We start from the raw sequence: 17,847 nt of genomic DNA on the forward strand, positions 1-17,847 counted from the left end.
CGAAACCGCGTCGGTCAGTTCAGCTGGTAATGCAGCTGGTAATTGCCATCATCGAAGGTTCCGAACATGTCGGGCAGATCGGGGTGGCTGACCGGTTCACCAGAATAATCTGCGATCAGGTTCTGCTCAGAGACATAGGCGACATAGTAGCTTTGGTCGTTTTCGGCGAGCAGATGATAAAACGGCTGATCTTTGGAAGGGCGGCTGTCTTCGGGGATGGATTCGTACCATTCTTCGGTGTTTGAAAACCGAGGGTCCACATCAAACACAACACCACGAAAGGGGTGCTTGCGGTGACGGACCACCTGGCCCAGGTTATATTTCGCGCGTGTCTTAAGCATTTTTTCTTGTCCCCTTATCCTTCTTATCTAGCGGTATACGAATGGATATGTCCAACCACCGGGGCCAAAAACCGAAGAAACAGTTTGTGATGAAACCCGTAACAGTCGGCTTTTACCCATGTTTTTCAGGCCCCCAGAGAATGTGAACGCACAGACGGCGCTTCAGGATGCTTTCCCAAACAGACTTTGCTAAAATGCCCAAAAACAATGAGGCAACAGAAAATGAGCAGAATCATAGGCGCTTTGGCGCTGCTGTTGGTGCTTGCATCCTGTGGCGGTGGTGATCGCACGCCGCCGCGCAATTTGGACAATGCCTGCAGCATTATTTCGCAACGCCCCCATTATCTGCGCGCCTTCCGAGCCGCGGAACGCCGCTGGGGTGTGCCGGTGCATGTGCAGATGGCGACGATCTATCAGGAAAGCAAATTCGACGGCGACGCCCGCACGCCCCACAAATATGTTCTGGGCGTCATCCCCATGGGGCGCGTGTCCAGTGCCTATGGCTATGGGCAGGCGTTAGATGGCACGTGGGACGACTACAAGAAGGCCACGGGTCGGCGTACCGCGCGGCGCGACCGGATTCAGGACGCGACAGATTTCATGGGCTGGTACATGAACGAAAGCAAGCGCCGCAATGGCATCTCGCTGCATGATGCGCGCAACCAGTACCTCGCTTACCACGAAGGCCACGGGGGGTATGCCCGTCGCAGCTATCGGTCCAAAGCCTGGCTTATGCGGGTTGCGAATTCGGTTTCTGCACGCTCTAACGCCTATCAGGCGCAGCTGGCCAGTTGCCGTAAGTTCCGCTGAGGCGATCAAACGCGTGATCTGGAAAAGGCGCCAAAGCGGCGCCTTTTTGCATTAACGATCCAGAACCGGGCGGTCTGGATTGAACAACGCACTTCGCAGAGTGTGCCCTGTTTCCATCGCGCCAAGGATCACCGTGGTGCGTTCTCCGGTTTCCCCTTCGACCACCCATTTGCGCAGTTCAACCGGATCGCCGGTAAAGCTCATCTCGATGCTGCCGCGTTCGGGGTGTTCGGGGTCTTGGGCTTTGACAATTGTCGATGTCCCATCAAACCCATGCCCAACCACCATATTTGCACGCGCCAGGTTCACCGTGCGCGCCAGAATAATCGACAGGGGCGTTTTGCTGAGGGGGTAGGTTTCGGGGCGCTGGTTCGATTTTCGGTCCACAACCGCCACCGTATTATTGCCTGCAACAACAACACCAAAGTTCGGCGGATCATATTCGAACCGCATCTTGCCAGGGCGTTTTATGTAAAGCGTACCCGTGGAAATGAACCCATCATCGCTGATCTGCGTGAACGCCGCCTCGGCGGTTTTCATGTCATTGAGATAGGCCGAGATCGCATTTAATCCGAGCTTCTCGGCCGCCTGCGCCGCAGGAGCAAGAAGAACAGCCGCGCCAAGCACGAGGGCAGAAAATGTCTGTTTCATAAGATATAGATATGTGTGACCCGCCAAAAGTGAAGAGGCCGGACCCAAAGGCCCGGCCGCGTGCGAATTATTGCTCAGGGACCAGAATTTCCCTTTTCCCAACGTGGTTTGCCGCAGAAACAAGGCCTTCGTCTTCCATCTGCTCCACCAACCTCGCGGCTTTGTTATAACCAATGCCCAGCTTGCGCTGGATATAGGAGGTCGAACATTTGCGGTCCTTGATCACCACGGCCACGGCCTGATCGTAAAGCGCGTCTTCACCGTTGGTGTTGCCACCGGTGTTCAGGCCCAGAACCGCGTCGATATTGTCGGCTTTCTCCTCGGGCGGGCCTTCCACCACGCCGCCGACATAATCCGCAGGGCCGAATTGCTTGAGGTGATTGACCACCTCTTCGACCTCTTCATCGGACACGAACGGGCCGTGACAGCGGGTGATCTTCGACCCGCCGGCCATGTACAGCATGTCGCCCATGCCCAAGAGCTGCTCGGCCCCCATCTCACCCAGAATGGTGCGGCTGTCGACCTTGGAGGTCACCTGGAACGAGATCCGGGTCGGGAAGTTTGCCTTGATCGTGCCGGTGATTACGTCAACCGACGGGCGCTGTGTCGCCATCACAAGGTGGATACCAGAAGCCCGCGCCATCTGTGCAAGACGCTGGATGCAGGCCTCGATTTCCTTGCCTGCAACCATCATCAAATCGGCCATCTCGTCGACGATCACAACGATATAGGGCAGCGCCTTGGGTTCGAACTCTTCCGTCTCAAAGATCGGCTCGCCGGTGTCCTCGTCAAAGCCGGTCTGCACAGTGCGCGAGAACATCTCGCCCTTGGCAAGCGCTTCTTTCACACGACCGTTAAAGCCCGCGATATTGCGCACGCCCATTTTGGACATCTTGCGGTAGCGGTCTTCCATTTCGCCCACCACCCACTTCAGCGCCACAACGGCCTTTTTCGGGTCGGTCACAACCGGGCTCAGCAGATGCGGGATGCCATCATAGACAGACAGTTCCAGCATCTTGGGGTCGATCATGATCAGGCGGCATTCATCGGGTGTCAGCTTGTAAAGAAGCGACAGGATCATGGTGTTGATTGCAACCGATTTACCAGAACCCGTGGTCCCCGCGATCAACAGGTGAGGCATCTTGGCAAGGTTGGCAACAACAGCGTCGCCGCCAATGTCCTTACCCAGCGCCAGCGGCAGGGCATGGTTGCCGTCACCATAATCACGGCTCGACAGGATTTCGCGGAAGGACACCATCTCGCGATTGTCATTGGGCAGTTCGATGCCAATGACCGAGCGGCCCGGAACCGTGGACACACGCGCCGACAGCGCCGACATCGACCGCGCAATGTCATCGGCCAGACCGATCACGCGGGAGGCTTTGAGACCCGGCGCGGGCTCCAGTTCGTACATGGTGACAACAGGGCCCGGACGGACCGAGACGATTTCGCCTTTGACACCATAATCATCCAGAACCGATTCCAGCATCCGTGCGTTCTCTTCCAGCGCCTCATCACTCAGATGATGGCGTTGGATCGCATCCGGGTTGGCCAGCAGTGACAGGGGCGGCAGCTCAAAGTCATCGCTCTCGCCTTGGAAGAAGGTCGGCTGCGCTTCGGCTTGAGCCCGGGTCGAAGGTTTCAGCACCTTGGGCTGCGGCTTCTCGACCACCGCTTTGCGCGGCTGTGCGACCGGGATTTCCATAGGTTCAGGGGCCGTTTGCGGGGCAACCGGTGCCACTTCAGGTTCTTCCAGATCAGACACAAAGGCCTCGGGCGTATAGGGCTCGGGCTGGTCTTCCACCGGGGTCGGATCTGTGTAGAACTCTGCCGGGGTCTCTTCGTAATAGGCCTCTTGCGGCACCGGATCTTCCGCGACCTGAGGCTCTGCGGCGTAAGGCGCTGCATCGGCAAAATAATCGGTCGGCAGATCCTCGGTCGGGACGTGATCCGGTGCAATTTCAGCTGCATATTCGGCGCGCAGGGGCACTTCTGGTGCGGGCACCAGCGGCGCTGCGGCTACGGCGGTTTCAACTGCATGCGCAGCTGTGAGCGGCGGTTCGGGCGGAAGCGCGGCTTCAATAGGCTGTGCCATTGCGGGCTGATGCTGATGCACAATCAGCGGTTCCGGGCGTTTGCCGCGTCCTTTGGTCAGGGGCAGGTTCGGGTCCGGTTCAGTCTGTGCGCGACGGATGCGCACCGCATTGGCGATCTTCTGCGCGATGCGCTCATCGCCCGGCAGGTCCTCGGCCAGATTGTCAGGCAGGTCTTCGGCAGCCGCAGCCAGCGCGGGTTCTACCAGTTCGGGCTCTGGTTGTGGGGCGGGGTCTGCGCGGCGGATCAGGCTAGAGGCACGGCCCAGAAGGCCCGTTTTTTCCTCCACTGCGGGGACGGTCGGCTCTACTTGGACAGGTGCAGGGGCCATACCGAACTGCGGATGGGACTGTGCATAGGCGTCATAGTCTTCGTCATCCAGCGGATCCGAGAAAATCAGGTCATCTTCGCCCATTTCCGCGACACGTTGCTGGTCTTCGCGTTGCGCGGCGCGGCGGGCCTGCAGTGCTCGTGCAGCAGCCACCCCATTGCTTGCGCCACGCCCCAGCAGGGTCGCCGCTGCGCCATAGGCCAGCACCACGCCAAGCAGCAGGAAGCGGCCAATCCGCCCCAGTTCTTCTTTGGAGAACCCCATCACAATCGCGCCAAGCGCGACAGCGCCAAGGGCGGTCAGGAAGGACAGGAATTTCACAAGGAAGGCCAGCCCCCCGGGCAACAGCGCCAACAGCCCGCCAAGGGCTGTGTTGCCGATCATCCCACCAAGGCCAAAGCTGTGGAAATTGCGCCATTCTGCATCGGGCACCAGCGTTTCAAAATGCAGCGCCACAAGGATCAGCCACGGCAGCAGCATCAGCGACGACCAGACCACGCGCTCTTCGCCGCGGTGCATCAGGAACCGTGTACCCCAGCCGATCGCAAAGACCGACAGGCCCCAGCTGCCCAACCCAAGGAAGGTAATCAGCAGGAACGACAACGACGCGCCCGTCTGCCCCAGCCAGTTCTGAACCGGCGCATCCGAGGACACCATCCAATTGCTGTCATCCGGCGTGTAAGACCCGATCATGGCGGCCACAATCAGGCCAAAGCCGATGGCCAGAAGGCCAATCAGCTCTTTGCTGCGCTTTTCAATGGCGGCCTGCGTCGTGCTGTCAAGCAACGGATCGCGGCTTCGTGACTGGAATGCCATGCCTACCTCGGTTCCCTTTCGCGGGCTGTGGGTGGTTGTCCGCCTCTGTCAGCCTCGCAGGTTATTGTTTCATTCTTGCCTTTGGTCGCGGCCCCCAAAAGGGCCAGGACGAAAATCAGTACAGGCAGCTGCGCAGGGTGGTCAGCGCGCTGCGAGTTTGGTCCGCGTCCGCAACCAGCGCCACACGGATGAACCCGTGACCGGGGTTTTCCGCCCCTTCGCCCTGCGCCAGATACGCGCCGGGCAGGACCTTGATGCCTGTCTCGGTCCAAAGCTTGGTTGTCGCCGCTTCGCCATCCTCAACAGGCAACCACAGGAAAAAGCCTGCTTCGGGGGCCATATAGCCATTCAGGCCCGCAAAGACCTCGTCTGCGATGCGGTATTTTTCCTGATACATCTCACGGTTGGCGATGACGTGGTCTTCATCGGCCCAGACCTTGGCCGCAGCCGCCTGCAGCGGCGAAGGCAGCGGCGCGCCAGAATAGGCGCGCAGCTTCTTCACCTGTTTGATGGTCTCGGGACCACCCGCAATCAGACCAGAGCGCAGCCCCGGCAGGTTCGACCGTTTCGACAGCGAATTGAACAGCACCACGCGTTCCGGGTCACAGCCCAGCTCATCCGCGACGGTCAAGGCGCCGGTCGGGGCCACGTCGCGGTAGATCTCGGAATAGCATTCATCCGCAAAGATCTTGAAATCATACTTTTCGGCCAGCTGGATCAGCTCGGCCCAGTACTCGCGGCTGGCAACCGCGCCCTGCGGGTTTGCGGGCGAACAGATATAGGCCACAGCGGTACGGTTCAGCACATCGTCCGGCAGGCTGGCATAGTCCGGCAGGTGGCCGGTCGCGGCGGTTGCGGGCACAAACACAGGGTCCGCAGCCACGGAAATCGCGCCGATCATATAAACCTGATAGAAGGGGTTCGGGATCAGAACCACCGGCTTCTGACCGCCCTTTTCCTCGGGGCAGAGCGCCATCGCCGCATTATACAGCCCCTCGCGGGTTCCGTTCAGCGCCATGACGCGGGTGGCCGGATCCAGTGTCACGCCATAGCGACCAGCAATCCAATCCGAGATCGCGCCGCGCAGCTCGTCGCTGCCGTCATTGGGGGGGTAATTGTTGAAGCCCGCCGCATTGTCCATGATGACCTGTGTGACCCAGTCGGGGAACTTATGCTTGGGTTCGCCAATGGTCAGCTGCACAACATCGCCGCCCGGTGCCAACGGGTCGAGAAGCGCGCGAAGGCGCGGAAACGCATAGGGCGGCAGGGATGCAAACCGCTCGGGAAACTTCATGTCATGCCTCAAGTGTTCGGGGTCTGTTGCGCCCCGTTTGGCCCTTAATCTACAGGGCGATGGGGGATGCGTCCAGACGGGTTTGGTTCGGCGGCGAAGGTGTTGCCTTCACGCAAGGGCGGCCTCGGCCGCCACGCCGATGCGCAGCAGCGCCTCTTCGCCATCCGGTACGCCCAACAGCTGCAGGCCGCAACTCGGAACACCCGTCGGCAGCGACAGACCGCTGAGGCCCATCAGATTGCCAATGCGGGTGTTGCGCAGCGCCAGCAGGTTCGCGCGCACGTAGTACTCGTGATCCGTTTCAAGCCGCGCAATATTGGGCGGCAGGATCGGCGCGGTCGGGGTCAGCACGGCGTCAAAGCCAGCCACCGCAGCATCCCAGGCCTGTCGGCACAGGTCGAGCTTGGCCCAGGCCGCGACGTAATCAACCCCGCTGTGATCGGCCCCAGCGCGGAATCGGGCAAGGATTTCCGGGAACATCTTTTCAGGCGCGGCTTCGATCACTGGCTTCCACAGGCCATAGGCCTCCGTGGTGTACAAAACCCCGCTGAGCGCCATTGCCTCTGCCAGTTCCGGCACCTCCAGATCCACAATCGTGGCCCCAGCTGCGCGCAGTTTTTCCAATGCGGCAGCATGGGCGCCAGCAACTTCGGGCGCGAGGTCATCTTGGGCCAGGGTCACCAGATTGGCAAAGCGCGCGCCGTCCAAGGTCGCGCCGCGCAGATCCGCGGGTTTAGCCTGCCCTTCGATCAAGGCCAGCATCAACGCGGCATCTTCCACGGTGCGGGTGATGGGGCCAACGGTATCAAACTTCAAGCACAGGGGCACGGTGCCCTCGAGGCTGACCCGGCCCGAGGTGGTTTTCAAACCGACCAGATCATTCCAGGCCGCAGGAATGCGCACCGATCCGCCGGTGTCCGACCCCACGGCCGCAGGCGCCAGGCCAAAAGCAACCGACGCCGCAGCCCCCGAAGACGACCCCCCCGGCGCTGCCCCTGCATCATTCACACAGGGCGGCGTTGCGGTTATCGGGTTCACCCCAAGGCCAGAAAACGCCAGTTCGCTCATGTGGGTTTTGCCCAGACAGACCGAACCCAGCGCCGTGGCATTGACCAGAACCTGCGCATCATGGTCCGGCACGCGCCCCTCCAGCAGGGCAGAGCCGGACTCGGTCGCGGTGCCTGCGCTGTCAAAGAGATCCTTCCAGCTGACCGGCACCCCATCTAAGAGCGACAGACGCAAGCCTGCCTTTGCCCTATCACGGGCCGCCACCGCCTCGGCGCGGGCGCGTTCGGCTGTCACTGCACTGTAGATCCTTGCGGCATCGGGGTGATTGGCCATGCGGTCCAGATAGGCTTCGGTCAGATCCACCGGGTCAATCTCGCCCGCTGCGATACCGCGTCCCAGCTCTGCTGCGCTTTGACTTGAGATGTCCATCTGACCACCGCCCTTTTTCCTGCCGTCTGTTGCGCCGACGGTAGCCCTGCGGGCGGTGTTTCACAATGGGCGGCGTGCGGCTGCGTGCGACAACCTAGCGCTGAGAAGGCGACGGCAAATCCGGGCTAAGCCATGGACAAATCACTGCACAGCCGCATATTGCGAGGCATGACACAGAGAAGCCAGATCCTCATCACCGGCGGCGGCCTGAACGGTGCAACTCTTGCGCTGGCACTGGCCCAATGCGGCCATGCGGTCACGTTGATTGACGCCCTGCCCCGCGCAACCCGCGAAGAGCGCGGCTTTGACGGGCGGTCCTATGCGCTGGCGCTGGCGTCGACCAAACTGTTGGCGCAGATCGGCATCTGGGATGAGCTGGCGGACAAGGCCCAGCCAATGCGCGAAATCAAGGTGAGCGACGGTCAGGCCGGACAGGGCCCCTCACCCTTTTTCCTGCATTTCGAGGAAAGTGATCTGGACGAAGGCCCGATGGGCTACATGGTCGAAGACCGCTACCTGCGCCGCGCGCTGCTGGAGGCGCTGGAGGCAGAACCCAACATTACTGAAGTCACCGGCCACACGGTTCTGTCCCAGACACCGACCGCAACCGGGATTTCGGTGACGCTGGACAATGGCGAAAATCTGACCGGCGATCTGCTGGTAGGTGCGGATGGGCGTCGCAGTGGCACCGCCGCACGTGCTGGCATCAAACGCACCGGTTGGGATTACGGCCAGACCGCGCTGGTCTGCGCGATTTCCCATGAAAAACCCCATGACGGCATTGCGCATCAGTTCTTTATGCCGCCCGGCCCGCTGGCCATTCTACCGCTGACCGGCAATCGCAGTTCGATTGTCTGGAGCGAAACGCACGCCCGCGCCCGCGCGATCAATGCAATGGACACCGAAGACTACCTGAAGGTGTTACGCCCGCGTTTTGGAGATTTCCTTGGTGACATTGACTTGGAAGGCGACCGTTTCACCTATCCGCTGGGCCTGAGCCTTGCGAATGCCTATTTCGCAGATCGGGTGGCGCTGGTTGGCGATGCCGCTCATGGGATGCACCCAATTGCCGGACAAGGGCTGAATGCTGGGCTACGGGATGTGGCGGCCTTGGCCGAGGTGCTGACTGAGGCGACGCGTCGCGGCGAAAACGTGGCTTCCCCACTGGTGCTGGAGCGCTACCAGCAATGGCGCCGGTTCGACACTGCCACGCTGGCGCTGGCCACGGATACGTTCAATCGCCTGTTCTCCAACGACAACCCGCTGCTGCGGCTGGGCCGGGACATTGGTCTTGGCATCACCGGGGCAATGGGCGGGCTGCGCCGCGGATTTGTACGCGAAGCCGCCGGGCTGACCGGCGACCTGCCAAAGCTGATGCAAGGGCGGGCGATCTAAGTCGCCCAACCCGCAACGCTGGATTAGTCCAGCTGACGCGCCTCGTCACGCAGCATCACCGGAATGCCATTGCGGATCGGAAATGCCAGATTGGCGGCTTTGGAGATCAGCTCTTGGGCCTCAGCATCATATTCCAAAACTGTTTGGGTCTGCGGGCAGACCAGCGCCTCGAGCATGCGGCGATCAAAGGCGGGCGCGGCGCTTGGCTGGGATTCGGTCATTGCATTTTCTCCTCGGACGCACTGCCGCGCAGCGCAAATTCAATCAGGGTGACCAGTGTCTCGCGGCGGCGGGTCAGGTTTTCCGCCTCAAGCAGCGCCTGCTTGTCTTCGGCCGGAAAATCCAGATGCATCGCCAGCGAATTGATCAGGGTTTCATCACAGGCTGTTTGCATGGCTTCCCAATCGGTGGAAAGCCCTTTGAGTTCAAAAAACCGCTCTAGCAGCTCCATCAGGGGCACGCGATCAAACCCCGGCAAAGGGCTGCCGTTGCGCAGGCTGTCGTCACAGTTCCAAGTCACCCGCGCCCGGCGGTAGGGGGTGAAACCCTCGACTTCTTCTTCGATGGTGAACCGCGACACGCCGGTCAGCGTGATCAAATACCGCCCATCATCGGTTTCAGAAAACTGCGTCACACGGCCCGCACATCCGACCCGATTGGAAATATCGCCCTGCCCACGGGGCTGAACCATACCAATCAAGCGCTGCGGCGACTTCAGACTGTCTTCGAGCATCTGGAGGTACCGTGGCTCAAACAGATGCAACGGTAATTTTGCCCGGGGCAGCAACAGCGCTCCGGGCAGTGGAAAGACAGCAAGGGTGTCCGGCAAATCTGCGGGTTGTATCATGGGAAGGAACCTAGGGCTCCCAAGCCTTTAGGCAAATATCAACGAGCTAAGTTTGCGGCGACCGTTCAACACAACCGGATCATTGGGTTTCAGCGCGTCGAAAATGGTGAACAGCTGCGCTTTTGCGGCGCCATCATTCCATTCGCGATCCCGGCGGAACAGTTCCAGTAGTTCGGTCACAGCTGCCTCGGCATCTTCGGACGCATGCAGCGCCTGGGCCAGATCAAAACGCGCCTCGTGATCATCGGGGTTTGCGTCTACTTTGGCCCGCAGCTCCGCCACCGGACCAGCATTGGCGGCCTGACGGCCCAGTTCGATCTGTGCGCGTGCGGCTTCCAGTTCCGGCGCATCAGCGATTTCCGCAGGGGCACCGTTCAGCACGGCTTCGGCCTGATCCAGATCCTCGAGCGCAATATGCGCGCGCGCCAAACCGCCATAAGCGGCTGCGTTTTTGTCATCTTCGCCAATGATCGCCGTGAACACCTGAACCGCATCTTCGGCCTGACCGTCCTCGAGGAACTGTTCGGCCATCGCAACGGCTTCGCCAAGACCACCGTCAGCGGTGCCACCGCCGGCTTCGGCAATGCGCTTTACAAAAGCTTCGATCTCGGATTGCGGTACGGCGCCTTGGAACATGTCCACCGGACGGCCCTGAAAGAAGGCAACCACGGTTGGGATGGACTGCAGCGGCAGACCCTGCTGGGCCAGAGCCTGCGCCAGACGCTGGTTTTCGTCCACGTTGATCTTGGCCATTTTGACCGCGCCTTTGGCTTTGGTCACAGCGGCTTCCAATTGCGGCCCCAGCGTCTTGCACGGGCCGCACCACGGCGCCCAGAAATCCACAATGACCGGCACCTGCATGGAGGTGTCGACCACCTCGGCCATGAAGGTTTCTTCGGTTACGTCTTTGATGAGGTCATTCGCGGGGGCTTCGCCCGCACCGCCAAGAATATCCATCATGAAATCGCTCTCCTTTGCACTTGCCCCCTATATGTCGCCTCCGACACGGGAAACCAAGAGGAAAGCCGCCATCAGTAAACTGTGGCGGCCGCTGAGATCACAGCGCACCACAAACTGCGCTGTGGAATTGCAGACTGTCGCCGGTGATCAGAGATCGAAGGTCGCAAAAACCGGCGCATGATCGCTGGGTTTTTCCCACCCGCGCGCATCGCGTAGAACCCGACTGGAGTGCGCGGCGTTCTTAATATCCGCCGTGGCCCAGACGTGGTCCAAACGGCGTCCTTTGTCTGCAGCATCCCAGTCCTTTGCGCGATAGCTCCACCAGCTATAGAGCAGCCCATCGGGGATATCGTTGCGCGTCACATCGGACCAGCCGCCGGCTTCCATCACATCGGCGAAATGCTCCACCTCGATCGGCGTGTGACTGACCACCTTCAGAAGTTTCTTGTGGTCCCAGACGTCGTCCTCACGGGGCGCAATGTTCAGATCCCCCACCAGAATCGCTTTTTCCGGAGTCTCTGCTTTAAACCAGTCGCGCATGTCGGTCAGGTAATCGAGCTTCTGACCAAACTTTTCGTTCTTCTCTCGATTCGGCTCATCACCACCCGCCGGAACATAGAAGTTGTGGATGGTGGTGCCGTTTTCCAGCCGCGCCGCCACATGGCGTGCATGGCCCAGTTCCGCGAAATCCTTGTCCCCCACATCCTCCAGCGGAAGGCGCGACAGAATCGCAACGCCATTGTAGCCCTTCTGCCCGCGGGCCACGATATGGCCATAGCCGAGCTCGGTGAACTGGGCCATTGGGATCTTGTCCACGGGGCTTTTACACTCTTGTAAACAAAGGACATCTGGCGCTTCTTCGCGCAGAAGCTTCGCCACGAGATCTTCGCGCAGGCGGACAGAATTGATGTTCCAAGTGGCAAGGGTAAAGGCCATGAGAGCTGTCTTTCTTAAAGGACTGTCTTGGTCGGTTTTCACGGGCGACTTTGCCTAGTGCTTGGGCAAATCACCAGAGGCCGCGCGCATGATTTTCAAAAATCTGGGGACGAATGTGAAATTTTCTTGTCACTTCTCACAGAGCCTGCGTAAAGAAGCCGCAAGACGTAATTTGGACCTAGTGGGTCGGAAAAATGGAAACCGTGTTGGGGCGTCGCCCCGGACATCCTTACAAGAAAGCCTATGATTGGTGGCCGCCGCCCGCCGATCAGAAGCGGGCTTGATTCCGCACATTTTCGAACAATCTATCCAAATACCAATGCCTGGAGGTTTCTCATGGCAACCGCAGAACTGCGTCAAAACGACGGCACAATCGCAATCACTTTCTCCAACGGCGCAACCGGCGCGTTCCCCTTCATCTGGCTGAAGGACAATGATCCGGCAGGTTTCCACCCGCAAACTCAAGAGCGCGTCACCGACCTGACCGCAATCGATCTGGACGTCAAAGCCTCGGCTGTTGAAGCCGACGACAGCACCCTGACCATTTCCTGGGACGGCGAAGACACCAAAACCGTGTATCAGCTGGACTGGCTGGCGGCCCATGTTCCCGGTCAATACGCAGCTGACCCGGCAAAAACCGGCTTCAAACACTGGCGCACAGACCTGGGCGCAGACGGCATCCCGCGCGCCAACGCCAAAGAAGTTCTGGAAAGCGACGCCGCCCTGAAAGAATGGCTGAAGCAAACCCAGATCTTCGGCTACTCCATCGTGGAAGGTCTGGATGACAACACCGAAGCAGGTATGGACGTTGCCCGCCGCATCGGCTTCCTGCGCGAAACCAACTTTGGTGTGACCTTCGAGGTTCAGTCCAAGCCGAACCCGAACAACCTGGCCTACACCCCGATCGCGCTGCCGCTGCACACCGACCTGACCAACCAGGAACTGCCCCCGGGCTTCCAGTTCCTGCACTGCCTGGCAAACGAAGCTGTCGGCGGTGGTTCGCTGTTCTGCGACGGTTATGCGATTGCGGAAGACCTGCAGAAAGAAGACCCGGAAGCGTTTGAACTGCTGTCCACCGTGTCTGTTCCGTTCCGCTTCCACGACGGTGAGGTCGACATCCGCGCCCGCAAGAAGGTCATCAACCTGGACGAAGATGGCACCATCATCGAGATCTGCTTCAACGCACACCTCGCGGACATCTTCGATCTCGAGCCGACGCTGATGACCCGCTACTACCGCGCGTACCGCAAGTACATGGCGATGACCCGTTCCAAGGACTACGTCGTGACCCTGAAGCTGAAGGGCGGCGAAATGGTCGTGTTCGACAACCGCCGCGTTCTGCACGGCCGCGACGCCTTCGACCCGAACACCGGTTTCCGTCACCTGCACGGCTGCTACGTTGACCGTGGCGAATTCGAAAGCCGCCTGCGCGTGCTGAGCCGCTAAGCGCGCCCGCTTTACGAGCGCAAACAAAAAAAGGCCGGGCGACTAAGCCCGGCCAGTCCAACAGGGAGGTGCATATCATAACCCGGATATGCGCGGGACGTGTTGGCCGAACCTGAAAACTTGGCTCAGGAAACGAGCCTGTATCCCCCAGATTCCGTAACAAGAAGACGTGCGTTTGACGGATCTGGTTCAATTTTTTGACGCAGGCGATAAATATGCGTCTCAAGCGTGTGCGTGGTCACCCCTGCATTGTAGCCCCAAACCTCGTGCAAAAGCACCTCTCTTGGCACTACTCCGTCGCTGGAACGGTATAGGAACTTGAGAATATTGGTTTCTTTTTCCGTCAGACGGATCTTCCGGTCGTCTTCGGTGATCAACATCTTCATCGACGGCTTGAAACTGTAGGGGCCAAGGATAAACACCGCATCCTCGGATTGTTCGTGCTGGCGCAGCTGGGCGCGAATACGGGCCAGCAGCACCGGGAATTTGAACGGTTTGGTGACATAATCATTGGCGCCAGCATCCAGACCCAGAATGGTATCCGCATCACTGTCATGGCCGGTCAGCATCAGGATCGGCGATTTGACCCCTTGCTTGCGCATCAAACGGCACAGCTCGCGGCCATCGGTGTCGGGCAGGCCCACATCCAAAATCACCAGATCATAAAGCGCCTCTTTGGCACGCTCCATCGCGTTTGCGCCCGTGTCGGCTTCAAAGACATCAAAGTCTTCGGTCATCACCAACTGCTCGCTCAGCGCTTCGCGCAGGTCGTCGTCATCATCGACAAGCAGGATTTTTTTCAACTGAGCCATTGCGACCTCCCTCGGCGCGTTCCTATGTTCGTGATCCAGACTTGGGCGCGCGCCCGCCAAAGCACAAGCTTTGCGACAGTTCTCTCACGGCGTCGTGTCCGGCAAGCTGGAATTGTTTCACTTTTGCAGCATTTAGCCGTAGAAGGCGGAACCTGAATCACAAACCGCAGCAAAGGTTGCACAACCATGAGCCTCCTACCCACCACCTTGGAACGCATTGCCCGCGCCCGCGTGGACCTGCGCATGGGGCTGCCGGTGATCCTGACCCACGACGGGCAGGCGCTTTTGGCGATGTCGGTTGAAACCCTACGTCAGAACCGCCTTGGCGACCTGCGGGATCTGGGCGACGTGCATCTGACGCTGACCGCGCGCCGGGCAGAAACGCTGAAGGCCCGCGTTTATGATGAAGACGTGGCACGGATCACCGTGCCGACAGATGTGGATCTGCGTTGGATCCGGTCACTGGCGGACCCAGCGGATGATCTGAACACCCCGATGAAGGGCCCGTTGATGAGCCTGCGCGGCGGTTGCCCCAAACTGCACCGGCTGTCGATTGCCCTGGTGAAATCGGCGCGCCTGCTGCCTGCGTCTGTGTCCATTGCCCTGCCCGACGCGGAGGCCGTGGCGGTGAACTACAACCTCACCCTGCTGTCGCTGGACGCGGCAGAACCCTTGATGAACGAAAGCTCACCGCAGCACCCGATCGCTGCTGCCCGCCTTCCCATTGTGGCGTCCGAACGCGGCCGGTTGCATATCTTCCGCCCAGAGGACGGCGCAGAAGAACATTATGCCATCGAGATCGGCCAGCCGGACCGCAGCAAGCCTGTGCTGGCCCGCCTGCATTCGGCCTGCTTTACCGGCGATGTTCTGGGGTCGCTCAAATGCGATTGCGGGCCGCAGCTGAATGGCGCGCTGGATCAGATGGGCGAAGAAGGCTCTGGTGTTCTGCTGTACCTGAACCAAGAGGGGCGCGGCATTGGTCTGGCCAATAAGATGCGCGCCTATTCCCTGCAGGATCAGGGCTTTGACACGGTGGAAGCCAACCATCGGCTGGGCTTTGAGGACGACGAACGTGATTTCCGCATTGGGGCGCAGCTGCTGCAAGAGCTGGGCTTTAGCTCTGTCCGGTTGATGACCAACAATCCCGGCAAGATTGCGATGATGGAGAAGACCGGCGTGAAGGTCGCCGAACGTGTGGCGCTGAAGGTCGGCGAAAACGCCTATAACACCCGCTATCTGGCCACCAAAGCCGCGAAATCGGGGCATATGCTGTGAGCCTTGCCGACCTGACCCTCACCCCGCAAGGCGTGCGGTTCATGGGACGCCTGATCCCCTGTTCGATCGGTAAAGGCGGCATTTCTGCCAACAAACGTGAAGGCGATGGCGCGACGCCTGTGGGCATCCACCGCATTGTCGGCATGCTGTATCGCCCCGACCGGATCCCCCCGCCGAACGACTGGGCCATGCCAATTGGCCCCCGCGATCTGTGGTCTGATGATGGGCGCGACGCGCAGTACAATCACATGGTGCGCGCGCCTTATGGTTTTAGCCATGAACGCCTGCGCCGGGCGGACCCGCTTTATGATCTGGTGTTCATCACCGACTGGAACTGGCCAGATGCGATCCCCGGACAGGGGTCGGCGATTTTTCTGCATCAATGGCGACGCCCCGGCTATCCAACCGAAGGCTGCGTGGCATTTTCGCGCCAGAACCTGCGCTGGATTGCCGAACGCATTACGCCCGGCACCCGGCTTATTGTGCCTCAGCTGTAATCGCGCGCGCCAAAGATGGCAGAGCCAACCCGCACATGGGTCGCACCAAAAGCAATCGCCTTTTCAAAATCGCTGCTCATACCCATCGACAGGCCGGTGAGGTCGTTGCGTTTTGCGATTTTGGCAAGCAACGCGAAATGAAGCGCAGCTTCTTCCTCGACCGGCGGGATGCACATCACCCCCTTAATCGGCAGATCAAGGCCGCGACACTCGGCGATAAAAGCGTCCGCATCCTGCGGCAGAATTCCGGCTTTTTGATCCTCGGCACCGGTGTTCACCTGGATGAACAGATCCGGACAAGACCCAAGCTCTTGCGCCAGCCGCGCAAGGGTTGTTGCCAGCTTCGGGCGATCAACGGAATGGATGCAGTCCGCCAGCTCCATCGCCTGACGGGCTTTGTTTGTCTGAAGGGGCCCGATGATATGCAGCTGAATGCGATCAAATTGCGTGCGGAAATCGGGCCATTTGCCAGCCGCTTCCTGAACGCGGTTTTCGCCAAAGACACGGTGGCCTTCGTTTAGAACAGCTTCGACGCGTTCATTGGGCTGAATTTTGGATACAGCGATCAGCTCTACCGAACCGGGCGCGCGCCCGGCTTTGGCTTCGGCGTCTGAAATTCGGGATTTGATCTCGGCAAGCGACATGTTTGGCCTCATGGTCTGTTTGCCGCCACAAAACACCTAACGTGCGCAAAAGAAAAGGGCGAGTTCCCGAAGGAACCCGCCCAAGAACCGTGTGGTTCAGCTTGACTTAGAAGTCGAAGCGAACACCCAGGTCAGCAACGGTGTTGCCGGAGGTGTTTTGGCCAACACCGCCGCGCAGGGACACGCCGCCACCCAGACCGTGCTTGAAGCCCAGGCCGTATGCGTCGTCGTCACCGTCTGCGCCGCCACCGGAGAATACTGCGGTGATGTCGGTCGCGGAAGATACAGAGTACGCACCGTACAGACCGTATGCTACGTCGAAGTCATCTGCATCAACATCGGAGGAGTTGTCACCAACCAGAACGCCGTAGGAGAAGTCACCAACGGAACCGTTAAAGCTCGCAGCAATGTAAGATTCATCTGCGTCGTTGTCACGGGAACCGTAGACGATACCAACGGAGTTGTCACCGAAGGAGTAGCCTGCACCGATCTGGAAGTAAGAATCTGCAACAAAGTCGTCAGCATCGCCCGGATCGTCTTTGTTCTCACCCGCATAAGACGCGGACAGTGTCAGCGAACCAACGGAGTATTTAACTTTTACTTTTTGACGTGCAACGTTGTCAGAACCGAAACCGTTTGCGTCAAAGCCACCGAATGCTGCGTTGTATTCGAGGAACGAGGTCAGACCAACGCCTTTACCGTAGTAATCAACTACATCGCCGGAATCCAAGGTGTCGGAGATGTGACCAACGTCAACACGCAGACCGCCGGTGGAAACAGCGAAGCCAGCTGCACCCGGACCGGAACCGCCTGCGGAACCTTGTGCGGAGTCATCAGACTGCAGACGGATGCGACCTTCCAGTTTAACACCAGCGTCGGTTTCTGCGGTTGCGGTGATGTTAAAGCGGAAACGCTGCTCAATGCGTGTTTCCTGCTCAAAGGATTCGACACCTTCATCGTAGATTACGCCGAAACGGCCATAGCCGCCGAATTTAACTTCCGCTGCAGCCATACCGGTGGTCGCGATCAGCGCGGTGGTTGCGAAGAGAATCTTTTTCATGGTTTTCCCTCGGGTTTAGAATTTTGCCAAGGTGGCCGGACAAGTCCCAGCACATCCTCGAGTACGCTCTTCCTCTCGCCCGTTTTGGGGTGTTGGCGCAAGCTTGGGCTGAAAGCAGAAAACCTTTCCCCAACAAATTGATGCAAGCTTGCCACAGTGCTTTCTGTGCCGCTGCGCAGCGAATCTGACACCACGCGACAA

Annotated in this window: 17 protein-coding genes; 5 read left to right on the forward strand and 12 right to left on the reverse strand. The window is 59.6% G+C overall.

Annotated elements, in window-relative coordinates:
• Positions 1-14: 14 nt before the first annotated feature.
• Entirely contained in the window at positions 15-341 is a 327-nt protein-coding gene (gene hspQ, locus TRM7557_RS11565; protein ID WP_058290372.1) for a heat shock protein HspQ, read from the reverse strand.
• A gap of 222 nt (positions 342-563) precedes the next feature.
• On the opposite strand from hspQ, the gene TRM7557_RS11570 reads away from it, so the two are divergent.
• A complete protein-coding gene (locus tag TRM7557_RS11570; RefSeq protein ID WP_058290373.1) occupies positions 564-1,151 on the forward strand; it encodes a transglycosylase SLT domain-containing protein in 588 nt (195 codons plus the stop codon).
• 51 nt (positions 1,152-1,202) lie between these two features.
• Here TRM7557_RS11570 and TRM7557_RS11575 read toward each other — a convergent pair whose 3' ends face one another.
• The 4 genes from TRM7557_RS11575 to TRM7557_RS11590 all read right to left on the reverse strand — a co-directional run bounded on the left by TRM7557_RS11575 (position 1,203) and on the right by TRM7557_RS11590 (position 7,774).
• Positions 1,203-1,802, reverse strand: a complete 600-nt coding sequence (locus tag TRM7557_RS11575; protein ID WP_058290374.1) for a LolA family protein — start codon at positions 1,800-1,802, stop codon at positions 1,203-1,205.
• 67 nt (positions 1,803-1,869) lie between these two features.
• Positions 1,870-5,043, reverse strand: coding sequence for a DNA translocase FtsK (locus TRM7557_RS11580; RefSeq protein ID WP_058290375.1), 3,174 nt, complete (start codon positions 5,041-5,043; stop codon positions 1,870-1,872).
• A gap of 115 nt (positions 5,044-5,158) precedes the next feature.
• Positions 5,159-6,337: an aminotransferase class I/II-fold pyridoxal phosphate-dependent enzyme gene (locus TRM7557_RS11585; protein ID WP_058290376.1), complete on the reverse strand. Its 1,179-nt coding sequence runs from the start codon at positions 6,335-6,337 to the stop codon at positions 5,159-5,161.
• Positions 6,338-6,445: 108 nt separating this feature from the next.
• The gene (locus tag TRM7557_RS11590) at positions 6,446-7,774 is read right to left on the reverse strand and encodes an amidase (RefSeq protein ID WP_058290377.1); all 1,329 of its coding nucleotides are present in this window, start codon (positions 7,772-7,774) and stop codon (positions 6,446-6,448) included.
• Positions 7,775-7,942: 168 nt separating this feature from the next.
• On the opposite strand from TRM7557_RS11590, the gene TRM7557_RS11595 reads away from it, so the two are divergent.
• On the forward strand, positions 7,943-9,169 hold the full coding sequence (locus tag TRM7557_RS11595; protein ID WP_058290713.1) for a UbiH/UbiF/VisC/COQ6 family ubiquinone biosynthesis hydroxylase: 1,227 nt from the start codon (positions 7,943-7,945) through the stop codon (positions 9,167-9,169).
• 23 nt (positions 9,170-9,192) lie between these two features.
• Here the strand turns inward: TRM7557_RS11595 and TRM7557_RS11600 are convergent, their stop codons facing one another.
• The 4 genes from TRM7557_RS11600 to TRM7557_RS11615 form a co-directional block, all read right to left on the reverse strand.
• The gene (locus TRM7557_RS11600; RefSeq protein ID WP_058290378.1) at positions 9,193-9,390 is read right to left on the reverse strand and encodes a Trm112 family protein; all 198 of its coding nucleotides are present in this window, start codon (positions 9,388-9,390) and stop codon (positions 9,193-9,195) included.
• Positions 9,387-10,016, reverse strand: coding sequence for an LON peptidase substrate-binding domain-containing protein (locus TRM7557_RS11605; protein WP_058290379.1), 630 nt, complete (start codon positions 10,014-10,016; stop codon positions 9,387-9,389). Before TRM7557_RS11605 ends, TRM7557_RS11600 begins: the two co-directional genes overlap by 4 nt.
• Before the next feature lie 27 nt (positions 10,017-10,043).
• Positions 10,044-10,976, reverse strand: coding sequence for a thioredoxin family protein (locus TRM7557_RS11610; RefSeq protein ID WP_058290380.1), 933 nt, complete (start codon positions 10,974-10,976; stop codon positions 10,044-10,046).
• A gap of 147 nt (positions 10,977-11,123) precedes the next feature.
• Positions 11,124-11,912 carry an exodeoxyribonuclease III gene (locus tag TRM7557_RS11615; RefSeq protein ID WP_058290381.1) on the reverse strand — a complete coding sequence of 263 codons (789 nt, stop codon included), beginning with the start codon at positions 11,910-11,912 and terminating at the stop codon, positions 11,124-11,126.
• A 336-nt stretch (positions 11,913-12,248) separates the two neighbouring features.
• On the opposite strand from TRM7557_RS11615, the gene TRM7557_RS11620 reads away from it, so the two are divergent.
• Positions 12,249-13,358, forward strand: a complete 1,110-nt coding sequence (locus TRM7557_RS11620; RefSeq protein ID WP_058290714.1) for a TauD/TfdA family dioxygenase — start codon at positions 12,249-12,251, stop codon at positions 13,356-13,358.
• 125 nt (positions 13,359-13,483) lie between these two features.
• On the opposite strand, the gene TRM7557_RS11625 is transcribed toward TRM7557_RS11620, so the two are convergent.
• The gene (locus tag TRM7557_RS11625; protein ID WP_058290382.1) at positions 13,484-14,170 is read right to left on the reverse strand and encodes a response regulator transcription factor; all 687 of its coding nucleotides are present in this window, start codon (positions 14,168-14,170) and stop codon (positions 13,484-13,486) included.
• 186 nt (positions 14,171-14,356) lie between these two features.
• Here TRM7557_RS11625 and ribA point away from each other — a divergent pair, with 186 nt between their 5' ends.
• Both ribA and TRM7557_RS11635 read left to right on the forward strand, forming a co-directional pair.
• Entirely contained in the window at positions 14,357-15,445 is a 1,089-nt protein-coding gene (gene ribA / locus TRM7557_RS11630) for a GTP cyclohydrolase II (protein ID WP_058290383.1), read from the forward strand.
• Positions 15,446-15,486: 41 nt separating this feature from the next.
• Positions 15,487-15,942 (forward strand): L,D-transpeptidase family protein, encoded by a 456-nt coding sequence (locus TRM7557_RS11635; RefSeq protein ID WP_413081161.1) that lies wholly within the window; start codon positions 15,487-15,489, stop codon positions 15,940-15,942.
• Here TRM7557_RS11635 and TRM7557_RS11640 read toward each other — a convergent pair.
• Together TRM7557_RS11640 and TRM7557_RS11645 are read right to left on the reverse strand one after the other, a co-directional pair.
• Positions 15,933-16,586, reverse strand: coding sequence for a YggS family pyridoxal phosphate-dependent enzyme (locus TRM7557_RS11640; protein ID WP_058290384.1), 654 nt, complete (start codon positions 16,584-16,586; stop codon positions 15,933-15,935). The two genes, TRM7557_RS11635 and TRM7557_RS11640, sit on opposite strands and share 10 nt — an antisense overlap.
• Before the next feature lie 106 nt (positions 16,587-16,692).
• Positions 16,693-17,646, reverse strand: coding sequence for a porin (locus tag TRM7557_RS11645; protein ID WP_058290385.1), 954 nt, complete (start codon positions 17,644-17,646; stop codon positions 16,693-16,695).
• Positions 17,647-17,847: the final 201 nt, after the last annotated feature.

It is taken from the genome of Tritonibacter multivorans (assembly GCF_001458415.1).
GTDB lineage: Bacteria > Pseudomonadota > Alphaproteobacteria > Rhodobacterales > Rhodobacteraceae > Epibacterium > Epibacterium multivorans.